Here is a 23702-nt window from a genome sequence, read left to right as displayed (position 1 = left end):
AAGTATAAACTACGAGAAAAAAGTATGGTCGCTAATGATATCGTTTGCGACATTGATTGTAATCATACTTTCTTTCCATAAAAGGAAATAGACCGCCCTGGTAGGAATCGGTCTATTTCTGAATCGTTCCGAAGCTGACCGCTCTTTTAGCGGCTGTTGTACGGAGGGATCGGCTGCAACCGGTCCCTTTTATTATTCTTATCTTAGCATACGGCTTTATATACCTCAAGAAGTGTGCCCCCTTCACTCCTCCCCGAAACTCTCAATAAACTTCCTCGCGAGCGTAGAGAGATAGCGGTCCTTGGCCCAAACTGCCGCGATTCGGGTACGCAGCGCCTCGCTCTGAATTTCCTTGTAGATCAGTTGATTGTGGCTGGCCAATTTCAACGCCGATTTGGGGATGATTCCGATTCCCAGGCCGGCATTAGCCCATAGCAGGGTTGTCCGCGCATCGTCGTTTTTGCAAAACACATCCGGTTCAAAATCCGATTTCCGGCACGTATCCCGGATCAGTTGTTCGAACCTGCGGTATATAATGAGCGGACGGTCACGCAGTTCATGAATTTTTATGCTCTCTTGCTGCGGATTCAAGTCATAATCGGGATGCATGACGGCAATCATCGGCTCGGATTCGGCATATTTGATCTCCAAATCGGTCGTATGGAAAGGCGTTCTGACGATGCCCACCTCAATGATACCGCTCTTAAGGAGTTCGATAATCCGAAAGGTGTTGCCTTCGTGAATCTCGAATTTGACTCCGGTGTAAGTTCTGTTGAATTCGGACAATCTATCCGTTAGTAAAGTTGCCCCCGAGGAAGAGACGGTACCGATCGGAAGCGTCCCGTTTAATCCTTTGCCGAAATCGCTGATTTCCCTGGAGGTGGAATCGGCTAGTTCGATAATTTGCTGCGCTCTTCGCCGCAGCATTTCGCCCGCGTCGGTGAGATGAACACTGCGGGGACCGCGTTCCACCAATTTGACGCCAAGCTCTTCTTCAAGCTGTTTCAATTGCTGGCTGAGCGGGGGCTGGGCCATTTGCAGTTTTTTCGCTGCCGAAGTGATCTGTCCTTCTTCTGCGATAGCAAGGAAATATCTTAATTGTCTAATATCCATAGAAATCTACGACCCCTTTTCTTTGGTATATATTTTCTATATGGAAGGGATATAAAAGCAATATTATTAATATGGGAGGGGGTATGCCATAATCATATAAGTTAGTTTATAAAAGTCAATTGTACATAAATACTTCATGTGATGGGTGATCGTACTTTGTTTAGACTCGCAATTTATTTGAAAGCTTATAAAAAAGAGAGTATTCTCGGTCCTTTGTTCAAGCTGCTGGAAGCGATTCTAGAACTGCTTCTGCCGACCATCGTTGCCCTGATCGTCAATCACGGAATCGGCAACGGGAATATATCCTATGTGCTGAAAATGGGTGGACTCATGCTGGTCATGTCTCTGCTCGGTTTCGGGAGTTCGCTAATTTGCCAGCATTACGCCGCCCGTGCTTCGCAAGGATTCGGAACAACGCTGCGCAATAAATTGTTCAAGTACGTGTCCAGTTTGTCCTATGCGGAGATCGATCGGTTCGGGACGCCGTCCCTGATCAACCGGATCACCAACGACGTGAACCAGATGCAGATTGCCGTAGCCATGTTGATCCGGCTCGTCATTCGTGCACCGTTTATTTGCATCGGGGCCATCATTATGGCGATGTTGCTCGACTTCAGGCTGTCGCTTATATTGATAGCGGCCACTCCCGTGTTCGCCGTTATTTTGTATTTTATTATCACGAAATCAGCTCCGTTATATCGGATATATCAGAAGAAGCTGGACCGGATTGCGGTCGTGTTAAGCGAGAATCTAACCGGAGTCCGGGTCGTTCGCGCGTTTGCCAAACGGCGGGCGGAGAAGGAGCGGTTTCGCGAAGCGTCTGATGATATTACCGCTATCGCCATTAGAGTAGGCAGGGTATCCGCTTTGCTTAGCCCGGTTACCACGCTCGTCGTCAATGCCGCAATTATTGCAGTCTTGTGGGCCGGAGGAGTTCATATCAATGCGGGTACGCTGTCGTCAGGCGAAATTATTGCGTTCATCAACTATGTCACGCAAATTTTGCTGGCCCTGATCGTCGTGTCCAATTTGATCATTCTTTTTACCAAAGCGGCGTCTTCGGCGGCACGCATCAATGAAGTGCTGGATACGACTTCATCTATTGCGGATCCGGGCGAGACAGGATCGGCAGTGAACGAGCCGGAACTTTACCAGAATAGTTCAAAGCCGGCTGCACCGGCCATCTTTTTTGACCATGTAACCTTCGGCTACAGTGCGACGGGGGATCCTGCCTTGAAGGGTATATCCGTGGAAATTCAACGCGGCGAGACAGTAGGAATCATCGGGGGCACGGGTTCGGGGAAATCGACGTTCGTCAACCTGATTCCAAGATTTTATGATACGGTTTCCGGGGAAGTCATGATCGACGGGCTTGATGTGAAAACATACAGGTTGCGTGAGCTTAGAAGCAAGATCGGGGTCGTGCCGCAAAAAGCATTGCTTTTTACCGGAACGATTGCCGATAACATCCGCTGGGGAAACGAACAGGCGTCCGAGGAGCAAATACAGCAGGCTGCGACCATCGCCCAGGCGGACGAATTCATCTCGAAGCTTCCGCAAGGCTATGAAACGCCCGTGGCCAGAGGCGGGCTTAATTTGTCCGGGGGTCAAAAGCAGCGGTTGACCATTGCCCGGGCCCTTGCCTCCCGTCCGGAAATTCTGATTCTCGACGACTCTTCCAGCGCGCTTGATTTCGCAACGGATGCGGCATTGAGAAAATCGATTAGGGAGAACAGCGGGGAAATGACCGTCCTGCTCGTTTCACAACGGGTCAGCACGATTCAACAAGCCGATAAAATCATCGTGTTCGAGGACGGACAGATTGCCGGGATCGGCACGCATGACCAACTCCTCCGCGATTGCCGGGCTTATCGGGAAATCTGCGATTCCCAACTCTCAGAGGAGGCGGCGGGATAACATGAATGCAAAAAATTCGGTGGAAACAATGAGCACAAAGCAAACCTGGCAAAGGCTGCTGAAGTATACCGGAAAATACAAAAGGTATACAGTATGGGCTGTCGTAAGCGCAATGATTAGCGTTGCATCCAGTCTGACCGGTCCGTACATGATCGGGCGGACGATGGATCAAATGATCGGGAAAGGGGCCGTCCGATTTGAGGAAGTATTCAGGCTGCTTACCCTTCTTGGACTCGTTTACGCTGTCGGCAGCCTGTTCGGGTGGCTTCTTACCTATTTGACCAATCGCTTGGCTTATCAAACCGTAAACGATCTGCGCGGTGAAATGTTTGATCGCATGAACGTGCTGCCGTTAAAATATCACGATAATCACCCGCAAGGGGACAGCATCAGCCGTTTTGTCAACGATATGGATGCGGTGTCGGACGGGTTGTTGCAGGGCTTTTCCACGCTGCTTACAGGCGTGATTACTATTGTCGGAGCAATCGGGCTCATGCTGTATACCAGTCCGCTTATGACGCTGGTGGTGCTGTTGTCCGCACCGGCGGCTTTTTATGTTGCCAGGTTCATTACGATTCGTTCCCAGCAGCTGTTCCGCGATCAGGCCCGCATCCTGGGCTCGCTCAACGGCTATGTGGAGGAAATGGTCGGCGGGCAAAAAGTGGTGCAAGCTTTTCACTACGAAGACCGCTCCTTTGCCGAATTTTCGACCAGAAACGAAGAGCTGTACCAGGCTGGGGTAAAATCGCAATTTATCAGTTCTTTATCCAATCCGGCGACCCGGTTGGTTAATAACGTGACCTTTTCCATCATTGCGATGATCGGAAGCGTGACTGTCATTTTGTCCAGAATAACGGTGGGGGACTTGTCCAGTTTTCTGCTTTACGCGAATTTGTTCGCGAAGCCGTTTAATGAAATTACCGGAGTAATTACGCAGTTGCAGTCGGCGACCGCCTCGGCGCAGCGGATTTTTCAGGTGCTGGACGAACCCGCTGAAATTCCGGATCGAGAGGATGCGCTGAACATCAAACCGGAACAGGGGACCATTACCTTCCGTGATGTCCAATTCGCCTATCAGCCGGATCGTCCTTTGATCCGAGACCTGGACCTGACGGTGCCCCCGGGGACGAGGGTTGCCATCGTTGGTCAAACCGGAGCGGGCAAAACAACGTTGGTTAACCTGCTGATGCGCTTCTATGATGTAAATGACGGAGAGATATCCATCGACGGTATTAACCTTAACCGTGTGACTCGTGATAGCCTGCGCCGCAACTTTGGCATGGTGCTTCAGGATACGTGGCTGTTCGGAGGGACGATCCGCGAAAATATCGCCTACGGAAAGCCGGATGCCAGCGATGAGGAAATCGTTGCGGCTGCCAAATCGGCGAATGCGCACGGCTTCATCAAACGGTTGCCTCACGGGTATGACACGGTGATCAGCGGGTCCGGCGACAGCCTGTCCCAAGGACAGAAACAGTTGCTTACAATTGCGCGCGTCATGCTGGTTGATCCGCCGATGTTGATTTTGGATGAAGCTACCAGTAGTATCGACACTTTGACCGAGATCCGCATTCAGCAGGCTTTTCTGAAGATGGTGGAAGGAAGAACGAGTTTTGTGATCGCCCACAGGCTGTCCACAATTCGCGGAGCCGACCTGATTCTCTACATGAAGGACGGCGACGTCGTGGAAAGCGGAAATCATGACGAATTGCTTGCCCGAGGCGGGTACTATGCAGGACTGTATAATAGCCAGTTTGCTGCGGCAAACGCTTGAGTTTCGTTGATTATAAATAGTCTGCCGCATGAAGTTCCTTGAGCTTCTTGTAGCAGACTTTTTTGATTTGAAAAAAAGTAATATTTACTCTATTAAAGGGATATCGTGATAGATTGCAGAATAAGTGTATCTATACATAGTTTTATGTAAATTTTGGATGGGCAGTCTGTACTGCAAGGAGGATTCATATCAAATGGAATCAGAAAAAAGTTCATTGGTTTTACCGGTTTTGGCGGCCCTGGCCGCGGCGATTATTGGAGGAGCCTTATGGGCGCTGATCGTGGTGTTGACGGAATATGAGGTGGGCATCGTCGCTTGGGCGATTGGAGGTTTGGCCGCACTGGCGGTAAGCAAGTTCTCCAAAAAAGTCACAGCCGTACACCAGCTTGTAGCTGTCATCGCCAGTCTGTTGGGCATCTTGCTGGGCAAGTATTTCGCCTTTGCCTACTTTTTGACTAACGGGTTAGAAGGAATTTTTAACAGCGACATTTTTACGGTTTTTAAAGACAATTTTATCGATATGTTCAGCGGAATGGATATTGTTTTCGTGGTGTTGGCCGTGGCTACGGCTTGGCAGTTGCCTGCAAAAATGAAAGCCAAGCGACCTGCACCCGAAAACGGAATGCCGGCGGAATAAACCGGAAGGAAACGGCTCAATAAGGATCGGGTTCTACCCTTAACCGGGAGGATTCGATCCTTTTACATTCAAGGATAGTAATATTATTAATCCTGAAACTGCGGAAAAGGGTCAATCGATCAGCGGATTAACGGTAATTAAAGTGGACAAATCGCAGGTCGATTCTGAAGTACAAATCAATGATATTTTATTTTCAGGTGAACTGACGTTGACGGGTCCCTAAGAATGGGTAGAAAATGATTAGTGCAGAGTTGGTAAGTGAACTAAATGAAATAAAATAGGCACGCTCCGGTTCCTCCTCGCGTACAATAACCCAAATAGAATGATGCTCGAAGTCAGGTGCTTCCGGCAATCTGCGAGGTGGACCACATGATTATTCTTCCGCCGGGTGAGGCTGAACAAATGGGGCGGCTGAGGCTGACCGGGGTGGAGCAGGAAATTCTGCGCTACAAACAGCAAAGTCCGGTAACTTATCGCTACGGTTCCATTGGTGAACTGGAGTTTGAATTGAAAACGAGGAGTGCGATCGTGGAGGCGGCCAGGGCACTGCATGCCAGCGGCGCCAAATTCGCGACGTTTAAGAATTCGCGGTGCAATGAGGAGCTTTGGATCCGGGAACAAAACGGGGGCTTTAGATTGCGAAGCGGGGTGACGCCGGCTGAAGGAATCCGCGATATTTTTCGAAACGGCAGGGCCTATGCCTTCGAATGCGCAACGGCCATGGTGATCGTGCTGTACAAGGGCGTACTGGATGCCATCGGCGAGCCGGCGTTCAATGCATATTTTGCCGGTCTTTTTCTATACGATTGGAAGTATGACAGCGATCTCCGGATTGTTTCAGCGATGGAAGCCTATCCCGGCGATGTCCTCTATTTTAAAAACCCCGATTTCAATCCCATGACGCCGGAATGGCGCGGGGAGAACGGAATCCTGCTTCCGGGCGGAACCATTTTTGCCCACGGCATGGGAATCCGCACACCAGATGAGATCATTGCCTTGCTTAATACCAGACGAAGACCGGGAAGCATGACATCCGCGTATCAGACGGACGATATAGAGACGCTGGACTTTGCCTACATTCAAAGGTTGAAAACCGTGACTGCAAGGATCGGAAGCCGGGTTTATGCCTTTGGATGGTGAATCGCGCGTGCGAAAAAAGATGAACAGCCTGACCTAATTTTGTTAATTAGGAGGCTGTTTTTCTATGTCGAAGCTTTGGTCGTCGCGCTTGGATTTTCCGCCCGCTATCCCCGATTGTCGCCGCCAGTAATCGTAAAGCAGGGCAACGCCTTTTCGTATTTCTTCGGGTTCGAGATGTCCATAGCCGAGCAACAGTTTGTCCGTGTGTTTGCCGGCCGTGAGGGAATATTTATCGATGGTGGAAATGCGGATTCCGGAGTCTTTCGCTTCACGAACGAATTTCCTGTCAAAATTTCCTTCCGCAAACTGCAAAGCCAGGTGCAATCCGGAAGCATCCCCCCAAGTCTGCACCACGGCCTGCCCGAAAATTTTATCCACCTCTTCCAGCAAAACCTGACGCCGTTGCCCATACAATTTGCGCATGCGGCTAATATGACGATCCATTTTTCGGGTCCGCAAAAACTCCGCCAAGGCAGCCTGTTCCGCGACAGGGCATTGCACGTCGGCATACAGCCGCAAATGCTTCCACCCTTTTTGCAACGCTTCCGGCAAAATGGAAAAGCCGAGACGCAGTCCGGGAAACACGGTTTTGCTGAACGTCCCGACGTAAATCACCCGCTCCGGATCAAGTGCATACAGCGGAGTTACCGGGGCCCCTTGATAGCGGAATTCGCTGTCGTAGTCATCTTCGATAATATAAAAAGAATTATCCCGTGCATGCCGGATTAAAGCGGTCCTTCGGTTGGCCGGGAGGATGCCGCCGAGCGGGAACTGGTGGGAGGGAGTCACGTAGACGGCGGAAATATCCACGGAGTCCCAGTCGAAGCCGGTCTCCTCCACCATCAGGCCGTGCTCATCTACCGGGGCCGGTCGATAAGCATACCCCCGATTGCGGAGCAAGGTAGGTACCGCCGTGTGACACGGGTCTTCTAGGACGAACTCCCTTTCATCGCGGTACAGCAAGTCCGCCAGCAAGCTTAACGACTGGGTTGCTCCAGCGGTAATAAAGATGTTTTTCGGGTCCACCCGGAGGCCCCGGCTCCGGAAAAGCCAATCCGCGATTTCCTCCCTCAGCGGAGAGAATCCGTCCGGTCCGCTGTAACCGAGCAAATCCGGAGTCAATTGGCTAAACGCGTCCGAATGAAGCCGGCTCCAAACATATTTGGGAAAAGGACGCAGGTCGGGTTGCCCGGTTTTGAAATCGGCAGCGACTCCGGAAGAGAGCGGGTGGAACGTTTCAGTGACTAACGGCTCCGGTCGAGAAGAGCGGGAACGGTCCAGACAGAGATGCTCCGTCACCCGGGTCGCTGCTCCCTGACGGCTGGTGACATAGCCTTCCGTAATCAGCATGTCATAGGCTTCGCTTACCGTATGGCGGGACACGGCCAGCGCTTTGGCAAGCTCACGCGTCGAAGGCAAAGCCTCGTCCGGCGGAAGGGTTCCCTCCAGAATGGAGCCGCTGATCTGCTGGAAAATTTGGCGTGCCAACGAAGGACTCCCCTCGCCGCGCTGCAAAACAATTCCCCACATATTTTTTCCTCCAAACTGGACTGGTATTAATAGGGATAAAGCGGCACTTGGATAGATCCAGTTATCCGATATTATTATACCATGATCAATTCCGCTAGTCTGGAAAGGAGAGGGGATCATGATTTTAAATCAGGGGAAGATCTATTTATTCCTGGCTTTTTCATTGGCCGGCACTTCCGTCATTGCCGCCCGCCTCGTATCGGACCATATAGGTCCCTTTACAATTACCGCACTCAGTCTGTTACTCGGTCTGCTGATCCTCGTTCCGCTTTACCGTATTCGGCTGATTGCGGCAATTAAAAGGATGACGTTTACCGATTGGAAAATGGTTGTTTTACAAGCCTTTTTCGGGATTTTTTTGTTCCGGGCTTTGCTTCTGGCCGGCCTTCATGGAACCAGTGCAGGGGAAGCCGGTTTGTTGACCGGAGCGGCTCCGGCGATTACGGCCTTAATGGCCTGGTTATTTCTTAGGGAGCGTTTAACTGTCGGAATCCTGGCGGGCACGCTGTTTACCGTAACCGGCATCCTGCTGATTCAATGGTCGCCATCTTCCGGATATCTCTTTCTGAGCGGTCATTTGGGCGGTAATTTGCTGGTACTAGGGGCTGCCGCCAGCGAATCCCTGTTCAATACTTTGTCGCGTGCCGGCAGCCGAGACCAAACACGCCGGGATTCTTCGGTTGATCCTATCGTACAAACGACGCTGGTCACGATCGCCGCCTTTGTTTTCGCCGTGATTCCTGCATTCATGGAGCATCCGTTATCAGGCTTGTCCGACCTCGGCCTGACAGGGTGGCTGTCATTATTATGGTACGGGTGGGTCGTAACCGTGTTGGCATTCATTTGCTGGTATGCAGGAATTAAGCGCACTTCGACCTATACGGCGGCCGCCTATTCGGGGATGATGCCTTTGACATCGATGTTGCTGTCGCTTGGCCTGCTCAATGAGAGCGTTAGCTATGCTCAAGCTGTGGGAGGATTAGCCGTGATTCTTGGCATGTGGTTTATCGGACGCCAACCCGGCAAAAACGCGTCTCGAGGTCTTGAAGAATCAGCCGATAGATATCGGGAGGCCGTATGAATGAGAGTCCGTGGCCAAGCGGTGAGAATAGGACGGAAAACGTAAAAAATATGGACAAATAATGAACAGAAATGGACGGGAAATGCGGTATAGGTAATAAGTTATGCATCCTCCTGCCCGATACTGGGAATCCAATCCAGATAAACAAGGCGTTCGGACAGGGGGGAGCGTGTCTTCCGGGTTTTTCTGGGGCCAAATGCGGTAGCCGCCCGGCCTATTCACAACGTTCGCGAATTGTGGTTTTCTGGATAATGGTAACTATATTGCTGCATTCGCAGCTTGCCATTATATAATGCAGGGGGCTAACTAATGAAGGGAAAACACGAAAATCAGCAGGGTCTGGTTCGCATTGCGTTCCGGATTTTTCTAACGATTTGCTTGCTTGGCGGCTTGACCGGCTTGCTTGGCGGAACCGCGACCTATGCGGAAGCGGTTCAATCACAGTCCAAGCCATCATTTACCGACATCGGAGGGCATTGGGCTCGGCCGGCGATTGTGGAGATGGTGCGCCAAGGGATTCTGGACGGTTATCCCGACGGAAGTTTCCGGCCAGGCGAACCGGTCAAAGTGGATCAGTTCGTTAAAATGCTGATCCTGTCTTACAGCGAGCAGCACCCCAATCAGGAGAGAAGCTGGCGGAGCGGCTTTCTGGATTCGCTGACGGAGGAGAACCGGACGATTTTAAAGCAGGATTACCGCTACTTTGACTTCAAGCCATCTCTGACGGGATATTGGGCTAAGCCATACCTAGACGTCGCAAGCGACTTGAACTTCCTGAACAAAAGCCGCTACGGCGATTTCCAGTCGGACATGACCCGTGAAAACGTGGCGGAGATTCTATTCTATACGCTGCAGGAGACGGAATATTTGGAGGATGCGGAATTCAGCCGATCAGTGGCGCAGGCCTATGGAGATCTGACCAGCGCTAATGAGCGCGAACAGAAATTCATTGCGGAATCGCTCATCAAAGGCATCATGGAAGGCTACCCGGATGGAAACTTCGGCGTAGGCCGTTACGTTACCCGGGCCGAAGCGCTTGTTATCCTGAACCGGCTGACGGACAAGTCGAAGCGGCTTCCGGTTCAGCCGGAGAAAGAGAAGCTGCAGCGGCTGGTGCCGACCGTTGGCGGGGGACAAAAAATCGTCGCCTTCCCGGATCAGAAAATGTGGGATGCCTATAACACGCTGCAACAGGCCGGACAGCTACGCGGCACTAATTTTGATTTGCTCGATACGACGCTGCGCCTGTATAAGGACGAGAAGGAGAAGAAAGCGGTTCAGCAGGCGGCCAGCGCCGGGACGACGGGAGCTGGAGCCAGTGCGAGCGCAGCCACGGAAGAAGTCGCGATCTGGTTGGATCCGACATACAATACTTACGGCATCACGGTCCGGCTGCGGGAAGGGACGTTAGCCCGCAATAAAGAGCCAATCGAGCTGTTTGCGAATCAGCTGTTTACTTACGATGCCATTGCCTTCAACCGCTGGTTCGACGCCATCTGTACGGAAGTGGAGGCGGGCAGACCGCTGGCTTCCAAACAGGCGAACCTCAGCGATTATACGGTAAACGTCCTCGTGGACAATGCGGCCAAAACCGTCGTATTTTCCGTAGCGGCAACCAAATAGAACGCGATCCCCGGATAACGCGGCACGAAACGTAAATTTTCAGAGCAGGATGCACCGGTAATAACCGTTAGGGCGATACCTTATCACCTTGGCGGTTATTTTTTTATTCGTCTCGGTCTTCTGCATCCTCTAGCTATGATGAACGTAACAAAAGACAGCCCTCCATATTGCTACATCTCGTAGGTTAAAATGGATAGTGTACAAACCAAACCATTTCAGAGCTACATAGCAAAGGAGAGCTGATACTATGCAGTCTACCACAAAAATTCGTCGCTTTAGATGTATCCAAAGAAAAAATTGTAGTTGCTATTGCCGATTCAAACGGGGAGTCTCCGCGTTATTACGGGAGTATTCCTCATTCGGCGGCAGCGCTGCGTAAACTCATTAAAGAACTGGGACCAACGGATACTCTTTCGTTTTGTTATGAGGCAGGTCCCACCGGCTACGAAACTTACCGCCGGATTACCTCCATGGGAGTCAAGTGTGCCGTAATTGCTCCTTCGCTTATTCCCAAACGCCCCGGCGACCAAGTGAAAACGGATCGACGAGATGCAGAGCAACTCGCTCGTTTGTTCCGTGCGGGAGAGTTAACTCCCATTTACGTACCTGGGCGGGAAGATGAGGCTTTGCGGGAATTAGTCCGTGCGCGGGAATCTGCCAAAGAGGATGCGCATCGGGCACGCCAGCGGATTTTGAAGTTCCTTCTTCGTCACCAGATTGAGCCGCCAGTTACCATAAAGCGTCGTTGGACAAAGAAATATCGTGCTTGGTTAGGGCAGCTTACGTTCCCTTACGAGCCTATGCAAGTGGCGTTTAGCGAGTTGCTTCACGCTTTAGATGAAATCGAACAGCGCATGGGGCGCCTAGAAAGGGCATTAGTTGAACAGGCTTCCTCATCTCCGGTGAGGAATAGGAAAAGTGTTGATTTAATCAAAGCGCTTGTCAAGGAAGATGCTTGACAAGCTCACGCCTGAGCACAAGGCCCGGGAGCAAACGAAGGTCTAGGAGAGAATTTGCGTTGTCCGTTTGCACTAAGTTTGCAAAAACTGAACGTGCGTTTCTAGCTTGCAAAAGCTCTCCTTGACGAAGGCATAACATGTGGTAACCAACCCACGGATAGCAGCGTGCCAACCGTCGCTCGTATTTTTGCTCTCGTGCCATGTGCTCAGGCAGCATTAAAACCGAGGGTTTGACAAAAACGTTCATAGCAACGGACATGAGAGCCGTTAAACTTCGGAAAATCGCCGATTTAGAATTTTAACGGACACCAGAGCCCTTAAATGGGTCCGATACCCCTGTTTTTATGCGAAAAACGCTCCTTAAGAGCTTCTGTGTCCGTTAGCCGGTAAAAGTCCCGTTTTTTATCTCAATAAGGTCTCCGGTGTCCGTTAGAATGTCGGTGATCATGCATCGCTACACAGTCGAAGTTCGGCAAGCGGCACCATAGGCCACGATCAAGTAAGAGGGATACCCTACGGTTTATTGCCTGAATGAAGAGGCGAGGCTAGTTTTAAAACTTTCCGCAAATTTAAACGTCTATTAAATAAAGCGTTTATGGAAAAAAGAGGGGGCTGCAGTGATGAGAGCAATTGAACGGATGCAGGATGTGTCCGAAACCATAAAGTTAAAAAATCAAGCCAAACGGTACGAATGGATTCGCCGATTAGGCATGGGCGGTTTTGCTGCAGCCGGGGCTTTTCTTTTGATGATGTCGTCAGCGACCGCTGAGGTCAAGGAGGAAGTTGCTGAGAAAGCATCAGAACGTGCCGTACCAGAACGCAGCATGAGAGACATGTCGCTGATCTCCGGTTCATCTGAAGCTGCCGGGAACGCCCTGACACAATCTGGACTTTACCGCACGCTGCTGCCCAAGCAGGGCGACTCCATCGCAATCAGGTATCCAGCGCCATTATTTTCTGGACCTGTAAGCGCCACAAGCGACCCGCGAGCCTTGCATGTCAGATATTTCGGACAGTCCGGGGAAAAAATGACGATTAATTCCTTATCCGGTAAAATGGGTTCTTTTCATACGTACGATAGAGGGACGCTCTGGATTCCGCTCTGGTATGTTTCGGAAGCTTCAGCAAAGACCGTGAGCCTGGCACCGCAAAACGTAACGCTGACCTCTGAAGCCAAGCTGTCGCTTGCACCGTCAAGTTCGGTACAGTGGACGCATGACAAGGTTTCGGAAGCAGGCCAAATGGTGGCGATAGCCAAATGGAATGACTGGTACGGGGTCATCTTGACTCCGTCTGATTGGCATGAGGGGTACGAAGTATATCGTCCGACTCTGCTGTGGGTCCGGGACAAGGACGTAACGAGTGTAAAGCCGGTTCCGGCCCCCTTATTGGGGCCAGATTCCCAAGTTTCTCTGGATACGATCCGCGGCATTACCGAACTGTCCCTAAAGCTCGGCGATGATACGAAAACGGTGCAGAAACTGCTTGGCGATCCGACCTATACGGAATCTTCCGAAGACTTGCAAACCGTGGTCGGAGACCCGATGATCCTTGGCGAGGCCTGGAGATATGAGCGTAGAGATGCTCATTTCACCGTGACATTTTCTCCTTCGGGAAAGCTGGCTCGTACGCATTGGACTATTCCTGGTAAAGGAGAAGCGTGGAGCCGAGTCTATGCCGGGGATGACTATTTGTTTTCCCAGGACTATTCCGTAACACCGCTCCCGCAAACTCTCGACATTAAGCCGAAGTGGAGAAATCAGGGCACTCTCGCCTTTACCTATTTACTCGGAGCGGGGAAAGACACGCTGCTTATCAAAGGGGATGACGGGGGCTACAGCGGCATGCATTATGATTCATCCCTGTATGCCGTCGGCCGTGCGGACGGAAAGACGCGTTGGCAAGTGGATGCGGGATTCGGCGTCCTAAACGCAGTGCCGGAATCCTCCGGCGACTATGCCTACGTCTATACTTCCTATAATCCCGCCGAACAGAAGTATGTCAACCAGGTCCGGCGCATCCGGATGTCCGACGGTAAAACGATGTGGGAACGGAAATCCGGTGACGAGTTCCAAATGGGGATGTGGGCGGTAAAGAAATCGGTCATATTGGTGAACTGGAAGGATACGGGGCAGGAGGACGTCTCCGTTCCCTCGGTATTAAGCGTGCTCGACAACGAAACCGGCAAGGAGCGTTGGCAGAGGGACGTAGCCAGGGAGGCCCAGATTCTGAATCAAGGTGCCGATGACCCCTATGTGCTGATTCGCGACAACAACAAGCTTGAAGCGCTTGATCTCATGACGGGAGAACCGGTATGGCAGATCAAGGCCGAAGGCGACCGATTGGACGACCCCAGTTTTGAGCCTTATTTTGCGGGTGGGCCGCAAATCGATCACTTCGCGGGTCCCGATTCCGATAAGCGCTGGATTCTAGTGGGCGATGCTTGGCGATTGTTGGATTTGAAAACGGGCACCTCCCGAGGTGAATACAAATCATCTCCAGGGGAGCGTTTCGAAGTGTTGAATGAGCGGTATTTGTTGATTCAGCATCCACTGGATAACAGCGATTATTGGGGTGCGACACAGTTTGAGACAAGGCTTTACGACGTTACGGCGGAGAAGACAACGCTCACGATTCCGGGAAAAGGGTCCAAAGGTGCCATCGGGGACGAAACGCTTTATCTTGCCGTAGACGGAATACCGGCTGCCATCGATATGAAAACGGGGATTTACTTATGGCGCATGCCCAATACCGCTGCGGAAGACGCGGATTTGTCGCGTTATGCGGCCGGGAGCTTTGCGGTGCTGGATCACACCCTGCTGTTTCCTTACGGTTCGGACTTGCTGATATTCGACAAGAAGCTCGGTTCCGTGCTCGGACGCCTGCGGGACGCAAGAATGGGATATGCCGAACTGCGCGAACAGGATCACCGGAGCGGGACGTTGAACTTGCACGGTGACGAGCTGTATGTCGGAACGGCGAACGGCGGGTTTTTCAAGTACGATGTTGCCCCATTTACCGCTATGGTACAATAATTTTAAATTCTGGCGGTAAGCGTTGGAGGAAGTTATGGATGTGAAGCGAAAAGTACTGGTGGTCGAAGATGAAGCCGACATGGCCAGAATTATGCAAGATTATATTCGCGTCAGCGGATACGAAGTCCATGTGGCCGGCGACGGAAAAACGGCCGTTCATTTGATCGAGGCCGTGCAGCCGGACTTTATTATTTTGGACATTATGCTTCCCGATGCGGACGGAATCGAGTTGTGCCGACAAATCCGCGAAAAGCTGGACACGCCGATTCTGATCCTCAGTGCCAGGGGCAGCGATACGGACAAAGTGCTGGGGCTCGGGTTCGGGGCGGACGATTACATGACCAAGCCCTTTTCTCTCAGTGAGCTGGTTGCAAGAATAAGCGCACATTTGCGGAGAAACGAACGTTTGCTCCATGCTGCTACCCGGCAAGACGGATTATTGACCTTTGGAGATCTAGTGATCGACAAAAAAGGGTACCGGGTCGCGATTGCGGACCGGGAAATTTCGCTCTCGGCCAAAGAGTTCGAGCTGTTGTTCTTTCTTTCCAGCCATAAAAATCAGGTGTTCTCCAAGAGCAGGTTATTGGATGAACTGTGGGGATACGGGGCATACGGCGATGAAAACACGATTACGGTATACGTTCGCAGAATCCGCGAAAAAATCGAGAGTGACCCGGCTCGTCCCGTTTTTATCAAGACTGTTTGGGGCGTGGGCTACAAGTTTAGCGACGATCAGGTTACGGGAGCGAGTGAGTCTTAATTATGGATTTAAAGAGCTGGACAAAACGATGGATCACCGCCGCGGTGGTATGTATTGTAATTATTACCGCATGCGGCGGTTATTTGCTTATGGATCTGATGCGTTCGGATAAGCCTGGCGAGAACGCGGCCATTAATCAGGCCCGTTTGACCGTCAGCGATCTGATGGTTTATCTGGAACAGAACCACGAAAGGCTGGCCGGGGATAATAACGCCCGCGAATCGTTGCAGAATTTAGCCCGGCAGCGCGGAGTGAGCCTTCTGTTTGCCGGGCTGGACGGGAGTGTAATTTTCAACTCCTCTCCGAACGGATCTCTCGACCGAATCAATCCGAAAACGGCGGTACATTTTGATTTGTCCACTGCCCGGACTGGAAGCAGCACCTACAAGATCGCTTTCCCGGTTGTGGATCAAGACAGTCAAACTCAAGTCGGCAATGCGATATTCGAGTTACAAGCGGAGGAAGCCTTGCTTTCGAAAAAAGTCTCGCTTGTGATTGTACCCGGCGTTCTGATGCTGCTGGCTTTCATCGGGCTTTCCGGATTGCTGCTTGTATTACATAGAAAAATAAATCACGGTATGATCGCACCCGTGACTAGGCTTAAAGATTACAGCGCCGCTATTCTCAAGGGAGACTATGGTCAAAAGGTGGAGTATGGCCGAGCTGACGAAGTCGGCGAGATGTATGCGGTGTTTGATCAAATGCGTCTGGAGATCATGGACCTGCACCGCCGGAGAGACGAAGGGGAGCGGGCCAGAAAAGAATTGATCACGAATATCTCCCACGATTTGAAAACGCCGCTGGCTACCGTGAAAGCGTACATAGAGGCTATACGGGATGGCGTCAGTCCGGATATGGACACCGTACGTGAATATGCCATTGTCATGAATTCTCAAAGCGATAAAATGGCCAAATTGATTGATGATTTGCTCCTTCATGCTTTAAGGGAGCTGGGCCAGATCTCGATTCATCTGACAGAGCAATACAGCAGGCCGCTGTTTGAAGAGATTTTGCAGCCTATAGGACACCTTGTTGAAACACGTGGAATCACGTATGTAGGCCCCTTAACGATCCCTGACGTCCTAATCTTGGCAGATGCACACCGGATGGAGCAGGTGATCTCCAATCTCGTAGTCAATGCGCTTAAAGCTTCCTCCACAGGCGGCAGGATAAGCATTAGCATCGAGCTTGAAACCGGACAGTTGCGGATAACGGTGGCGGATACGGGCGATGGTATTCTGCCGCAGGATATGCCTTTTATATTCGAACGTTATTTTCAAGGCAAGAGCGGAGAAGAGGGAGGCCATTACCGCCGTACGGAAGGAGCGGGACTAGGCCTGTCGATTTGTAAGACGATTGTGGAAGCGCATGGGGGAATCCTCTCCTTTCGTAGCAACAAAGGACAAGGAACGGAGTTTCATTTTACTCTCCCGGTGGATTAGGAAGGGGCAGTAATACTTTATTCATAAATCGATAAGAGGATGGTAAGAAATGCCCTCTACAATGGTTGTATAACCACGAAATAGCAGCTGTTCGCAGCAGGTTTGGGGAGGGTGTCCTTTGAAGAAGCAAGCGATTATAGAAGCTGTGAATTTATGCAAAACTTATTCCGCCGGGAGCGAACAGTTCCATGCCATCCGAAATTTAAGCCTGGAGATTTACGAAGGTGACTTTACGGTAATCATGGGAAATTCCGGATCCGGGAAGTCCACGCTGCTGTACATGCTCAGCGGTCTTGATACCGTGACGGCGGGGGAGGTTCACTTCCGCGGAGAGCGGATCGATGTATTTAATGAGAAGAAAATGGCGGATTTTCGCGCCAAAAGAATCGGCTACATTTATCAGAGCATCAATTTGGTCCCGGATTTAACCTTGTTCGAGAACATAACTCTGCCGGGACATATCTCGGGAAATCTCCCAAAAGAAGTAAAGGGCAAGGCGGAGACTCTCATGAGCGCGATGGGCATCGGAGATTTGCGGGGCCGCCTGCCTTTCCAGACCTCGGGGGGACAGCAGCAGCGGGCGGCGATTGCAAGGGCGTTGATCAATGCTCCGGAAGTGGTTTTTGCGGACGAACCGACAGGGAGCCTGAATTATGAACATGGCGTCGCTGTGCTGAACATTTTGACGGAATTGAACCGGAAGGGACAATCGGTCGTCATGGTCACGCACGATATTCAAGCGGCTTGCCGCGCTGACCGGCTTATATTCATCCGGGACGGGCAAGTCGGCGGAGTGCTCGAATTCGGTAAATTCGATGAACGGGATATGCAAACCAGAGAGTCCGTCATCTTTTCCCTCGTTTCCGGAAAGGGGTGAGCGTATGAAGCCGATCTGGATCATTTGCCGCTCCTACTTACGGAAGAGGAAAATTCAAAACGGACTGATTGCCTTGCTCATTATGCTGTCCACGCTGCTATTGACGACGGCGGCCCTTGTTTTCGCCAACACGGGGAACCTATATACCGATATGCATCAAAAGACCGCCGGCGCCCATCAAATATTAACGATGGGGGATGAGCTGCACAATCCCCAGGTGGTTCAGAAGTGGTGGGAAGAGCAGCCCGATGTTCAAGCAACCGGTCTGATTCCGTTCCGTAATCTGGACGGATTAACCTATAGCGGACAAGAGATTTCCAATCTCTATATGTTTATGATGGATACGCCGGAGCAACCCGCTAATGTGGATAAATTGATTTTTGCCCAAGGTACCGAAACGCTGACTCCCGCCAAGGGAACGATATGGATACCCACCTCCTTGGCCTACACTCACGGCATTACAGAGGGAGATACCTTGACCTTTCAGTCAGGCAGCCGTAGCTTCGAATTGTCGGTGTCGGGTATCGTGGTTGACCTGGCTTTTGGTTCGCCGTTCACGATAAATGCCCGGATTTGGATGAACAGCGAAGATTACGACCGGGAACTGGCTTCTCTGCCGGGGAGCGACCAATATATGATGGGGCTGAGATATGAGAATTACAGTCAAAGTCCGGTGATCTGGGAACGGTTCGAATCCTACCTCGGTACCCCCTATCTGGAAACCAAAAGCGAATTCGAAGAACTATCCTCTTTTTACCTGATTATTAATAAGGTCATTGGATTTATCATGATATTTCTCGGATCGGTTATGATGCTCGTAGCTTTGTTTACGGTCGCATTTACCGTTTCGGAGGCGATTATGACCCATTATCGGACGATCGGCATTGTTCGTTCACTGGGTCTAACTTCGAAACAAACTGTAGCGGCTTACGTGCTGCAATATGGCCTGGTTGCTTTGGCGGCCGTTATACCCGGAGTTTTGATCAGCAGGCTGCTGGCTGTCGGCATTGTGAGCAGATCGCTGCAGTATTTGAAAACGGGGGATGATTTATTACAAGTACAAGGATTGTCCCTGGGATGGGTTGTCGGTTGCTTTATTTTCCTGCTTGTCCTGATCAGCGTATGGTTATACGCCGGGAAGGCCCGGAAGGTACAACCGGTCCAGGCAATCCGGTACGGTATGTCCGAAGCAGAATACAGCCGGATGGCAAGGCGCCTGAATCCCCGGAACAACAACTCCCGACTCAGTTTCGGGAGAATACCGGTGACCGGCGTAATTGCGCTGCGGAATTTAAGCGGCAACCGAAAGGCAGCCGCGGTGATGCTGCTGCTGACGACCGTTAGTTCAGCCGTGCTTGTATTAGGGTTTGTCCTTCTGTATAGCATTATTAACATCGGACGGACCTCAGCTTTGTGGGGATATGACGCTGCGCCTGCCGTAGTTACGGTGTTTAATCAAGCCGCATTCTCCGGGGAGCGTTTCGAAGCGGATATGAAGTCGGACTCCAGAGTGAAGTCGGTCGGCTGGAACGACGATATGACAGGGGTGTTTCCGTTGGAGGCCTCAGAGACGAAGGAGGACCATTCCCCATCGCTGAACGTTTACGTCGGCGTATTGGAAGGCGGATATGAGGAGTTCGGCTTTGCAACAATTCAGGGGCATAACCCGCGCAACGGGAACGAGATTGCGTTGGGCGTCAACGTTGCAAGAACGCTGGGGAAAGCACCGGGGGATGTGGTCGAGATCTATCTGGAAGGACGCAAGCTCACGCTTACGGTGAGCGGGGTGTACCAAGCGATCTCCAATATGTCGTATTCCGCTAGAGTAACCGCGGATGCGGTGAGAAGTTACCGACCGGATTACCGTGAAATGGAGATGGGTTATCTAAATCTGTACGATAAGTTACAAGCCGACGAAATCGTGCAGGACCTGAACCGGAAGTATGGCGACTCGTTGTCGGCCGTGACCCAACAGACGCTACTGGATTCGGTTTACAAAGAGGCGGAGGTTGTTTTGATCGCTCCAATGGGCTTTATGGGACTGCTGTTTTGTCTGGTCACCTTTCTGATCATTTATAGTTTCTGCCGGATTCAAATCAGAAAAGAGAGCAAAACTTACGGAATTTACAAATCGCTCGGCATGACTTCCCGTAAAATCAGAGCCGCTGTCAGTCTGGGGATTGGGGTCCTTTCACTGATCGGAGCATTTATTGGCTCAGTATGCGGCATATATCTGCTTCCTCGGCTGCTTGAGCAAATTCTGATCTCCTACGGCCTTGTCCGGCTCCCGCTTCTGTTGAATGGTGGAGGAATTGTCGTTGTTGCTCTCGTGAGCGTAATAGTAGCCCTGCTGGGATCGTGGCTGTCATCAAGAATTGTAGTCACCTCTTCCGCCAGGGATTTGGCGGCGGAATAAAAAGATCTGAAGCTTGTAATAAATGCATGAGCCTCCATCGCCGTACTGGCGGTTATCCGTAATTGGGGAACCTCCGGTAATGGTAATGGGGGCTTCTTTTGCACTATAAAATTTCTGAGAAAGTTTTAGATACTCACTGTTATGTAAGCGCTTCGAAAAAATGCTTGTTATTTAAAAACAGGTTTGCTATACTGCATTTGAAAAGCTTTTCAAAAAAGGAAGTAGAGAGAATGAAACCAACGATTCGGGATGTTGCCAAGATGGCAGGAGTCTCCATCAGCACGGTATCCCGCGTGATGAATGCGCCGGAAACCGTAGTGGAGAGCAAGCGTCTGAGAGTGCTCGATGCGATTGAGGAGCTGCAGTATCAGCCAAACTCTTTTGCGCGGGGCCTCATATATCGAAAGTCTTATACGCTCGGCTTGCTCGTTCCGGACATTGAAAACATGTATTACGCCGGCATGATCCGGGGGATGCAAGATGCCTGTATCAAGTTGGGATACGGTCTCATGATTTGTAATACGGACCGGGACTCGGAGCGGCTGTTGTCTTATATCGATGCTTTCCATGAAAAGCAGGTGGACGGTATCGTGTTAGCCAGCGATATGCTGTTTCCCGAATACTACGACAAGCTGGTGGGCTGCCGGATTCCGTTCGTGATGGTGTCATCGCATTCCGACGATTACGACATTCCCAGCGTCGAGGTTGACGACGAAGCCGCTGCTTACGATGCGGTCAAGTTTTTAATTGAGCTAGGCCACAAGCAGATCGGAATGATCGGCTTCAACCATGCGAATTCGATTTCGGGACCGCCCCGCTGCGAAGGGTTTGCCAGAGCGCTTAGGGAATTCGGTTTGGGGCACAACCTCGAGAAGGTCAAATATGCGAGTCACCGGTTTGAACATGCATATGAAGCGTCCCACGAGCTTTTTTCCCAATATCCGGATACCACCGCCGTGTTCTGCGTCGCTGACGAGTTTGCTATGGGAACGATCTCGTATCTGAAGGACCGTAATGTGCTGGTACCCGGACAAGTGTCCGTTGTCGGCTTCGATAATATCCGCATGGCCGGCATGTTTATTCCGAAGCTCACGACGATTGCCCAGCCGATTTACGAATTGGGCTACCGTTCCGCGGAACAGCTGCATGAACTGGTTACGACGGGAAGCGTGAATGTCACCCGGGAAAAGATGCGGCATAAACTGATCGTAAGGGAATCCACCAGGGAAAGATGAGAGTCGCTCATTTCTTTTCCGCAAAGTTTGAAAAGCTTTTCACAAAGATGCCGGATCAATGTTACATACCGGTGGAAGCGCGTAGAAGCTTTTAGGAATAGACCGCTTTGCAAACGCATACATAGTATGTGGCAGGAGGGCGTTCAAGGGATTAGTGGCTAGCAATTGACTGTTTTTGTTGATGATATACGCCTGTTTTGTGATTTGAAAAGCTTTGCAAGTTTGCCAAGGAGGTGATTCGCCCTAGCATTGCCGGGACAAACAAGACCCTCAGAGGAAGACTGTAAAATTTGAACTGATTCTAAAAAATCAAAGGGGATGTTGAAAAGATGAACAAGACTTCTGGACGCAAATGGTCACTGCTGCTCGTACTTTGTCTTTCATTCACGATGGTGCTCAGCGCCTGCGGAGGCGGAAATAGCGCCTCAAAAAACGAGCCGCCCGCTCCGACCAATAAGGAGGTTTCGGGCAACGATCAGGGCGGAGCGAATAACGGTGGCGAAGGCGGCGGTTCCCCGCTGGATTTGGCAATGAAGGGCGAATATAAAGGTACCAAGGTCACAATGTTCGGTCCGTTTGTGGATGCCGACCAGGTGAAGTTCGAAAATAGCATTAAAGAATTTGAAGAGAAAACAGGCATTGATATTCAATATGAAGGCTCCAAGGAGTTTGAAGCTACGATCAATATTCGTGTTGACGGCGGCAATGCACCAGATATCGCGGACTTTCCGCAGCCGGGGTTGCTCGCTTCGATTGCCAAGACCGGCAAAGTCATCGACCTGACCACGATTTTGGATCAGGAGAAATTGAAAGCCAACTACAATCAAAGCTGGCTGGATATGGGGACGATGGACGGCAAAGACGGCAAAATCATGGCCGGCATTTGGAACCGCAGCAATGTGAAGAGCTTGGTGTGGTATCCGAAAAAGCAATTTGAGGAAGCCGGTTACGAAGTGCCCGAAACCTGGGACGAATTGATGGCCCTGACCGAGCAAATCGCCAAGGACGGGGACGCGGCCTGGAATATCGGCATCGAAAGCGGAGCCGCCACGGGCTGGGCTGCTACCGACTGGGTGGAAGATATTATGCTCCGCACCACGTCGCCTGAAAATTACGACAAATGGGTGAAAGGGGAGCTTTCTTTTACCTCTCCTGAAGTGAAACATGCGGTGGAAGTGATGTCCGAGATCTGGTTGAACAAGGACTATGTATACGGAGGTACCAAATCGATCGTAACGACCGCTTTCGGCGACGCTCCTGCACCGATGTTCGATAATCCGCCGAAATCCTGGTTCCACCGTCAAGGCAACTTTATCACAAGCTTCTTCCCGGAAACGGCCAAAGTAGACGTGGACTATGACTGGTTCTATCTGCCGCCGATCGATGAGCAGTACGGCAAACCGGTACTTGTCGCGGGCGACATTTACGCGATGTTCAACGACCGGCCGGAAGTGCGCGCGGTGATGGAATTCTTTACAACCGGCGAATCGATCAAGACCTGGGTGCAATCCGGCGGCGTCATCGCGCCGATGAACGACGCAGCGTTGGACTGGTACAGCTCGGAATCCGACCGCCGCATGGCGAAGCTCGTTCAGGAAGCTTCCACGCTGCGCTTCGACGGATCGGACCTGATGCCGGGCCAAGTCGGCGCAGGGACGTTCTGGAAAGGCATGACGGACTATGTGAGCGGAACGGCAACTTTGGATAAGGCGCTGGAACAGATCCAGGCGGGCTGGAACAACTAACCGATCACGCTCGAAAACCTGCTGAATGTGCTCGATAGCTCACTGATTACACTTGATAGCACACTGATTACGCTTGATAGCTCAATAATAGGCGCGATCAACAGCTAACGGACACCACGGACGTTAAAACGCCGAAATCACAGCATTTCGAATTCTAACGGACATGACAGCCCTTAAATGCATATTGAAGGTATATTTTCGGGTCAATGGAGTGAGTTAAGGGCCCGTATGTCCGTTAGATTTGTAAAAGCGCTTTTTTTGATCCGATAGCGGCCCTGGTGTCCGTTAGGTTTGAGCTGATAGGGGAATGGAAGTGCCTGCCGAAAGGCACCGGAATCGGAGAGGGGCTGACTTAACCGTGAGTAGGCCCCTCTTTTTTCATCGAAGCCAACAAACTTGGCGAATGTTTACGAAGTAG

The 23702-nt window shown here is 51.2% G+C and carries 16 protein-coding genes; 14 read left to right on the top strand and 2 right to left on the bottom strand.

Translation table 11 applies throughout. From position 1 onward, the window contains the following. Positions 1 to 243 precede the first annotated feature (243 nt). The gene (locus DFP94_RS12015) at positions 244 to 1113 is read right to left on the bottom strand and encodes a LysR family transcriptional regulator (RefSeq protein WP_114496705.1); all 870 of its coding nucleotides are present in this window, start codon (positions 1111 to 1113) and stop codon (positions 244 to 246) included. A gap of 156 nt (positions 1114 to 1269) precedes the next feature. On the opposite strand from DFP94_RS12015, the gene DFP94_RS12010 reads away from it, so the two are divergent. From DFP94_RS12010 to DFP94_RS11995, 4 genes are all read left to right on the top strand, one after another. After that, on the top strand, positions 1270 to 3030 hold the full coding sequence (locus DFP94_RS12010; protein WP_114496704.1) for an ABC transporter ATP-binding protein: 1761 nt from the start codon (positions 1270 to 1272) through the stop codon (positions 3028 to 3030). 28 nt (positions 3031 to 3058) lie between these two features. Then, entirely contained in the window at positions 3059 to 4804 is a 1746-nt protein-coding gene (locus DFP94_RS12005) for an ABC transporter transmembrane domain-containing protein (protein WP_114496830.1), read from the top strand. A gap of 193 nt (positions 4805 to 4997) precedes the next feature. Beyond that, positions 4998 to 5441, top strand: a complete 444-nt coding sequence (locus tag DFP94_RS12000) for a hypothetical protein (protein ID WP_114496703.1) — start codon at positions 4998 to 5000, stop codon at positions 5439 to 5441. A gap of 369 nt (positions 5442 to 5810) precedes the next feature. After that, positions 5811 to 6581 (top strand): protein-glutamine gamma-glutamyltransferase, encoded by a 771-nt coding sequence (locus tag DFP94_RS11995; RefSeq protein WP_114496702.1) that lies wholly within the window; start codon positions 5811 to 5813, stop codon positions 6579 to 6581. Between the two features lie 42 nt (positions 6582 to 6623). On the opposite strand, the gene pdxR is transcribed toward DFP94_RS11995, so the two are convergent. Then, the gene (gene pdxR / locus DFP94_RS11990) at positions 6624 to 8111 is read right to left on the bottom strand and encodes a MocR-like pyridoxine biosynthesis transcription factor PdxR (RefSeq protein WP_114496701.1); all 1488 of its coding nucleotides are present in this window, start codon (positions 8109 to 8111) and stop codon (positions 6624 to 6626) included. A gap of 118 nt (positions 8112 to 8229) precedes the next feature. Between pdxR and DFP94_RS11985 the strand changes: the two genes are divergently transcribed. From DFP94_RS11985 to DFP94_RS11940, 10 genes are all read left to right on the top strand, one after another. Then, positions 8230 to 9192, top strand: coding sequence for a DMT family transporter (locus DFP94_RS11985; protein ID WP_114496700.1), 963 nt, complete (start codon positions 8230 to 8232; stop codon positions 9190 to 9192). Between the two features lie 309 nt (positions 9193 to 9501). Continuing rightward, positions 9502 to 10815: an S-layer homology domain-containing protein gene (locus tag DFP94_RS11980; protein WP_114496699.1), complete on the top strand. Its 1314-nt coding sequence runs from the start codon at positions 9502 to 9504 to the stop codon at positions 10813 to 10815. Between the two features lie 212 nt (positions 10816 to 11027). Further along, positions 11028 to 11774, top strand: coding sequence for an IS110 family RNA-guided transposase (locus DFP94_RS11975; RefSeq protein ID WP_342768247.1), 747 nt, complete (start codon positions 11028 to 11030; stop codon positions 11772 to 11774). A 620-nt stretch (positions 11775 to 12394) separates the two neighbouring features. After that, a complete protein-coding gene (locus tag DFP94_RS11970) occupies positions 12395 to 14809 on the top strand; it encodes an outer membrane protein assembly factor BamB family protein (RefSeq protein WP_114496698.1) in 2415 nt (804 codons plus the stop codon). A 34-nt stretch (positions 14810 to 14843) separates the two neighbouring features. Beyond that, positions 14844 to 15569, top strand: a complete 726-nt coding sequence (locus DFP94_RS11965; RefSeq protein ID WP_181873120.1) for a response regulator transcription factor — start codon at positions 14844 to 14846, stop codon at positions 15567 to 15569. Between the two features lie 2 nt (positions 15570 to 15571). Continuing rightward, the gene (locus tag DFP94_RS11960; RefSeq protein WP_114496697.1) at positions 15572 to 17011 is read left to right on the top strand and encodes a sensor histidine kinase; all 1440 of its coding nucleotides are present in this window, start codon (positions 15572 to 15574) and stop codon (positions 17009 to 17011) included. A 118-nt stretch (positions 17012 to 17129) separates the two neighbouring features. After that, positions 17130 to 17888, top strand: coding sequence for an ABC transporter ATP-binding protein (locus DFP94_RS11955; RefSeq protein WP_114496696.1), 759 nt, complete (start codon positions 17130 to 17132; stop codon positions 17886 to 17888). A 4-nt stretch (positions 17889 to 17892) separates the two neighbouring features. Continuing rightward, positions 17893 to 20304, top strand: a complete 2412-nt coding sequence (locus DFP94_RS11950; RefSeq protein WP_114496695.1) for an ABC transporter permease — start codon at positions 17893 to 17895, stop codon at positions 20302 to 20304. A 230-nt stretch (positions 20305 to 20534) separates the two neighbouring features. After that, on the top strand, positions 20535 to 21539 hold the full coding sequence (locus DFP94_RS11945; protein WP_114496694.1) for a LacI family DNA-binding transcriptional regulator: 1005 nt from the start codon (positions 20535 to 20537) through the stop codon (positions 21537 to 21539). 329 nt (positions 21540 to 21868) lie between these two features. Beyond that, complete coding sequence (locus tag DFP94_RS11940) at positions 21869 to 23284, top strand: ABC transporter substrate-binding protein (RefSeq protein WP_114496693.1); 1416 nt, start codon at positions 21869 to 21871, stop codon at positions 23282 to 23284. Positions 23285 to 23702: the final 418 nt, after the last annotated feature.

Source organism: Fontibacillus phaseoli (assembly GCF_003337355.1).
In the GTDB taxonomy this organism is placed as follows: Bacteria; Bacillota; Bacilli; order Paenibacillales; family Paenibacillaceae; genus Fontibacillus; species Fontibacillus phaseoli.
The sequence above is the reverse complement of the archived record's forward strand: the minus strand, read 5'-3'. Positions and strand labels throughout refer to the sequence as shown.

Coding starts and splice junctions, on each gene's coding strand:
- DFP94_RS12015 (WP_114496705.1), bottom strand. CDS start 1,113: ATGGATATTAGACAATTAAGATATTTCCTTGCTATCGCAGAAGAAGGA.
- DFP94_RS12005 (WP_114496830.1), top strand. CDS start 3,059: ATGAGCACAAAGCAAACCTGGCAAAGGCTGCTGAAGTATACCGGAAAA.
- DFP94_RS12000 (WP_114496703.1), top strand. CDS start 4,998: ATGGAATCAGAAAAAAGTTCATTGGTTTTACCGGTTTTGGCGGCCCTG.
- DFP94_RS11995 (WP_114496702.1), top strand. CDS start 5,811: ATGATTATTCTTCCGCCGGGTGAGGCTGAACAAATGGGGCGGCTGAGG.
- pdxR (WP_114496701.1), bottom strand. CDS start 8,111: ATGTGGGGAATTGTTTTGCAGCGCGGCGAGGGGAGTCCTTCGTTGGCA.
- DFP94_RS11985 (WP_114496700.1), top strand. CDS start 8,230: ATGATTTTAAATCAGGGGAAGATCTATTTATTCCTGGCTTTTTCATTG.
- DFP94_RS11980 (WP_114496699.1), top strand. CDS start 9,502: ATGAAGGGAAAACACGAAAATCAGCAGGGTCTGGTTCGCATTGCGTTC.
- DFP94_RS11970 (WP_114496698.1), top strand. CDS start 12,395: ATGAGAGCAATTGAACGGATGCAGGATGTGTCCGAAACCATAAAGTTA.
- DFP94_RS11965 (WP_181873120.1), top strand. CDS start 14,844: ATGGATGTGAAGCGAAAAGTACTGGTGGTCGAAGATGAAGCCGACATG.
- DFP94_RS11960 (WP_114496697.1), top strand. CDS start 15,572: ATGGATTTAAAGAGCTGGACAAAACGATGGATCACCGCCGCGGTGGTA.
- DFP94_RS11950 (WP_114496695.1), top strand. CDS start 17,893: ATGAAGCCGATCTGGATCATTTGCCGCTCCTACTTACGGAAGAGGAAA.
- DFP94_RS11945 (WP_114496694.1), top strand. CDS start 20,535: ATGAAACCAACGATTCGGGATGTTGCCAAGATGGCAGGAGTCTCCATC.
- DFP94_RS11940 (WP_114496693.1), top strand. CDS start 21,869: ATGAACAAGACTTCTGGACGCAAATGGTCACTGCTGCTCGTACTTTGT.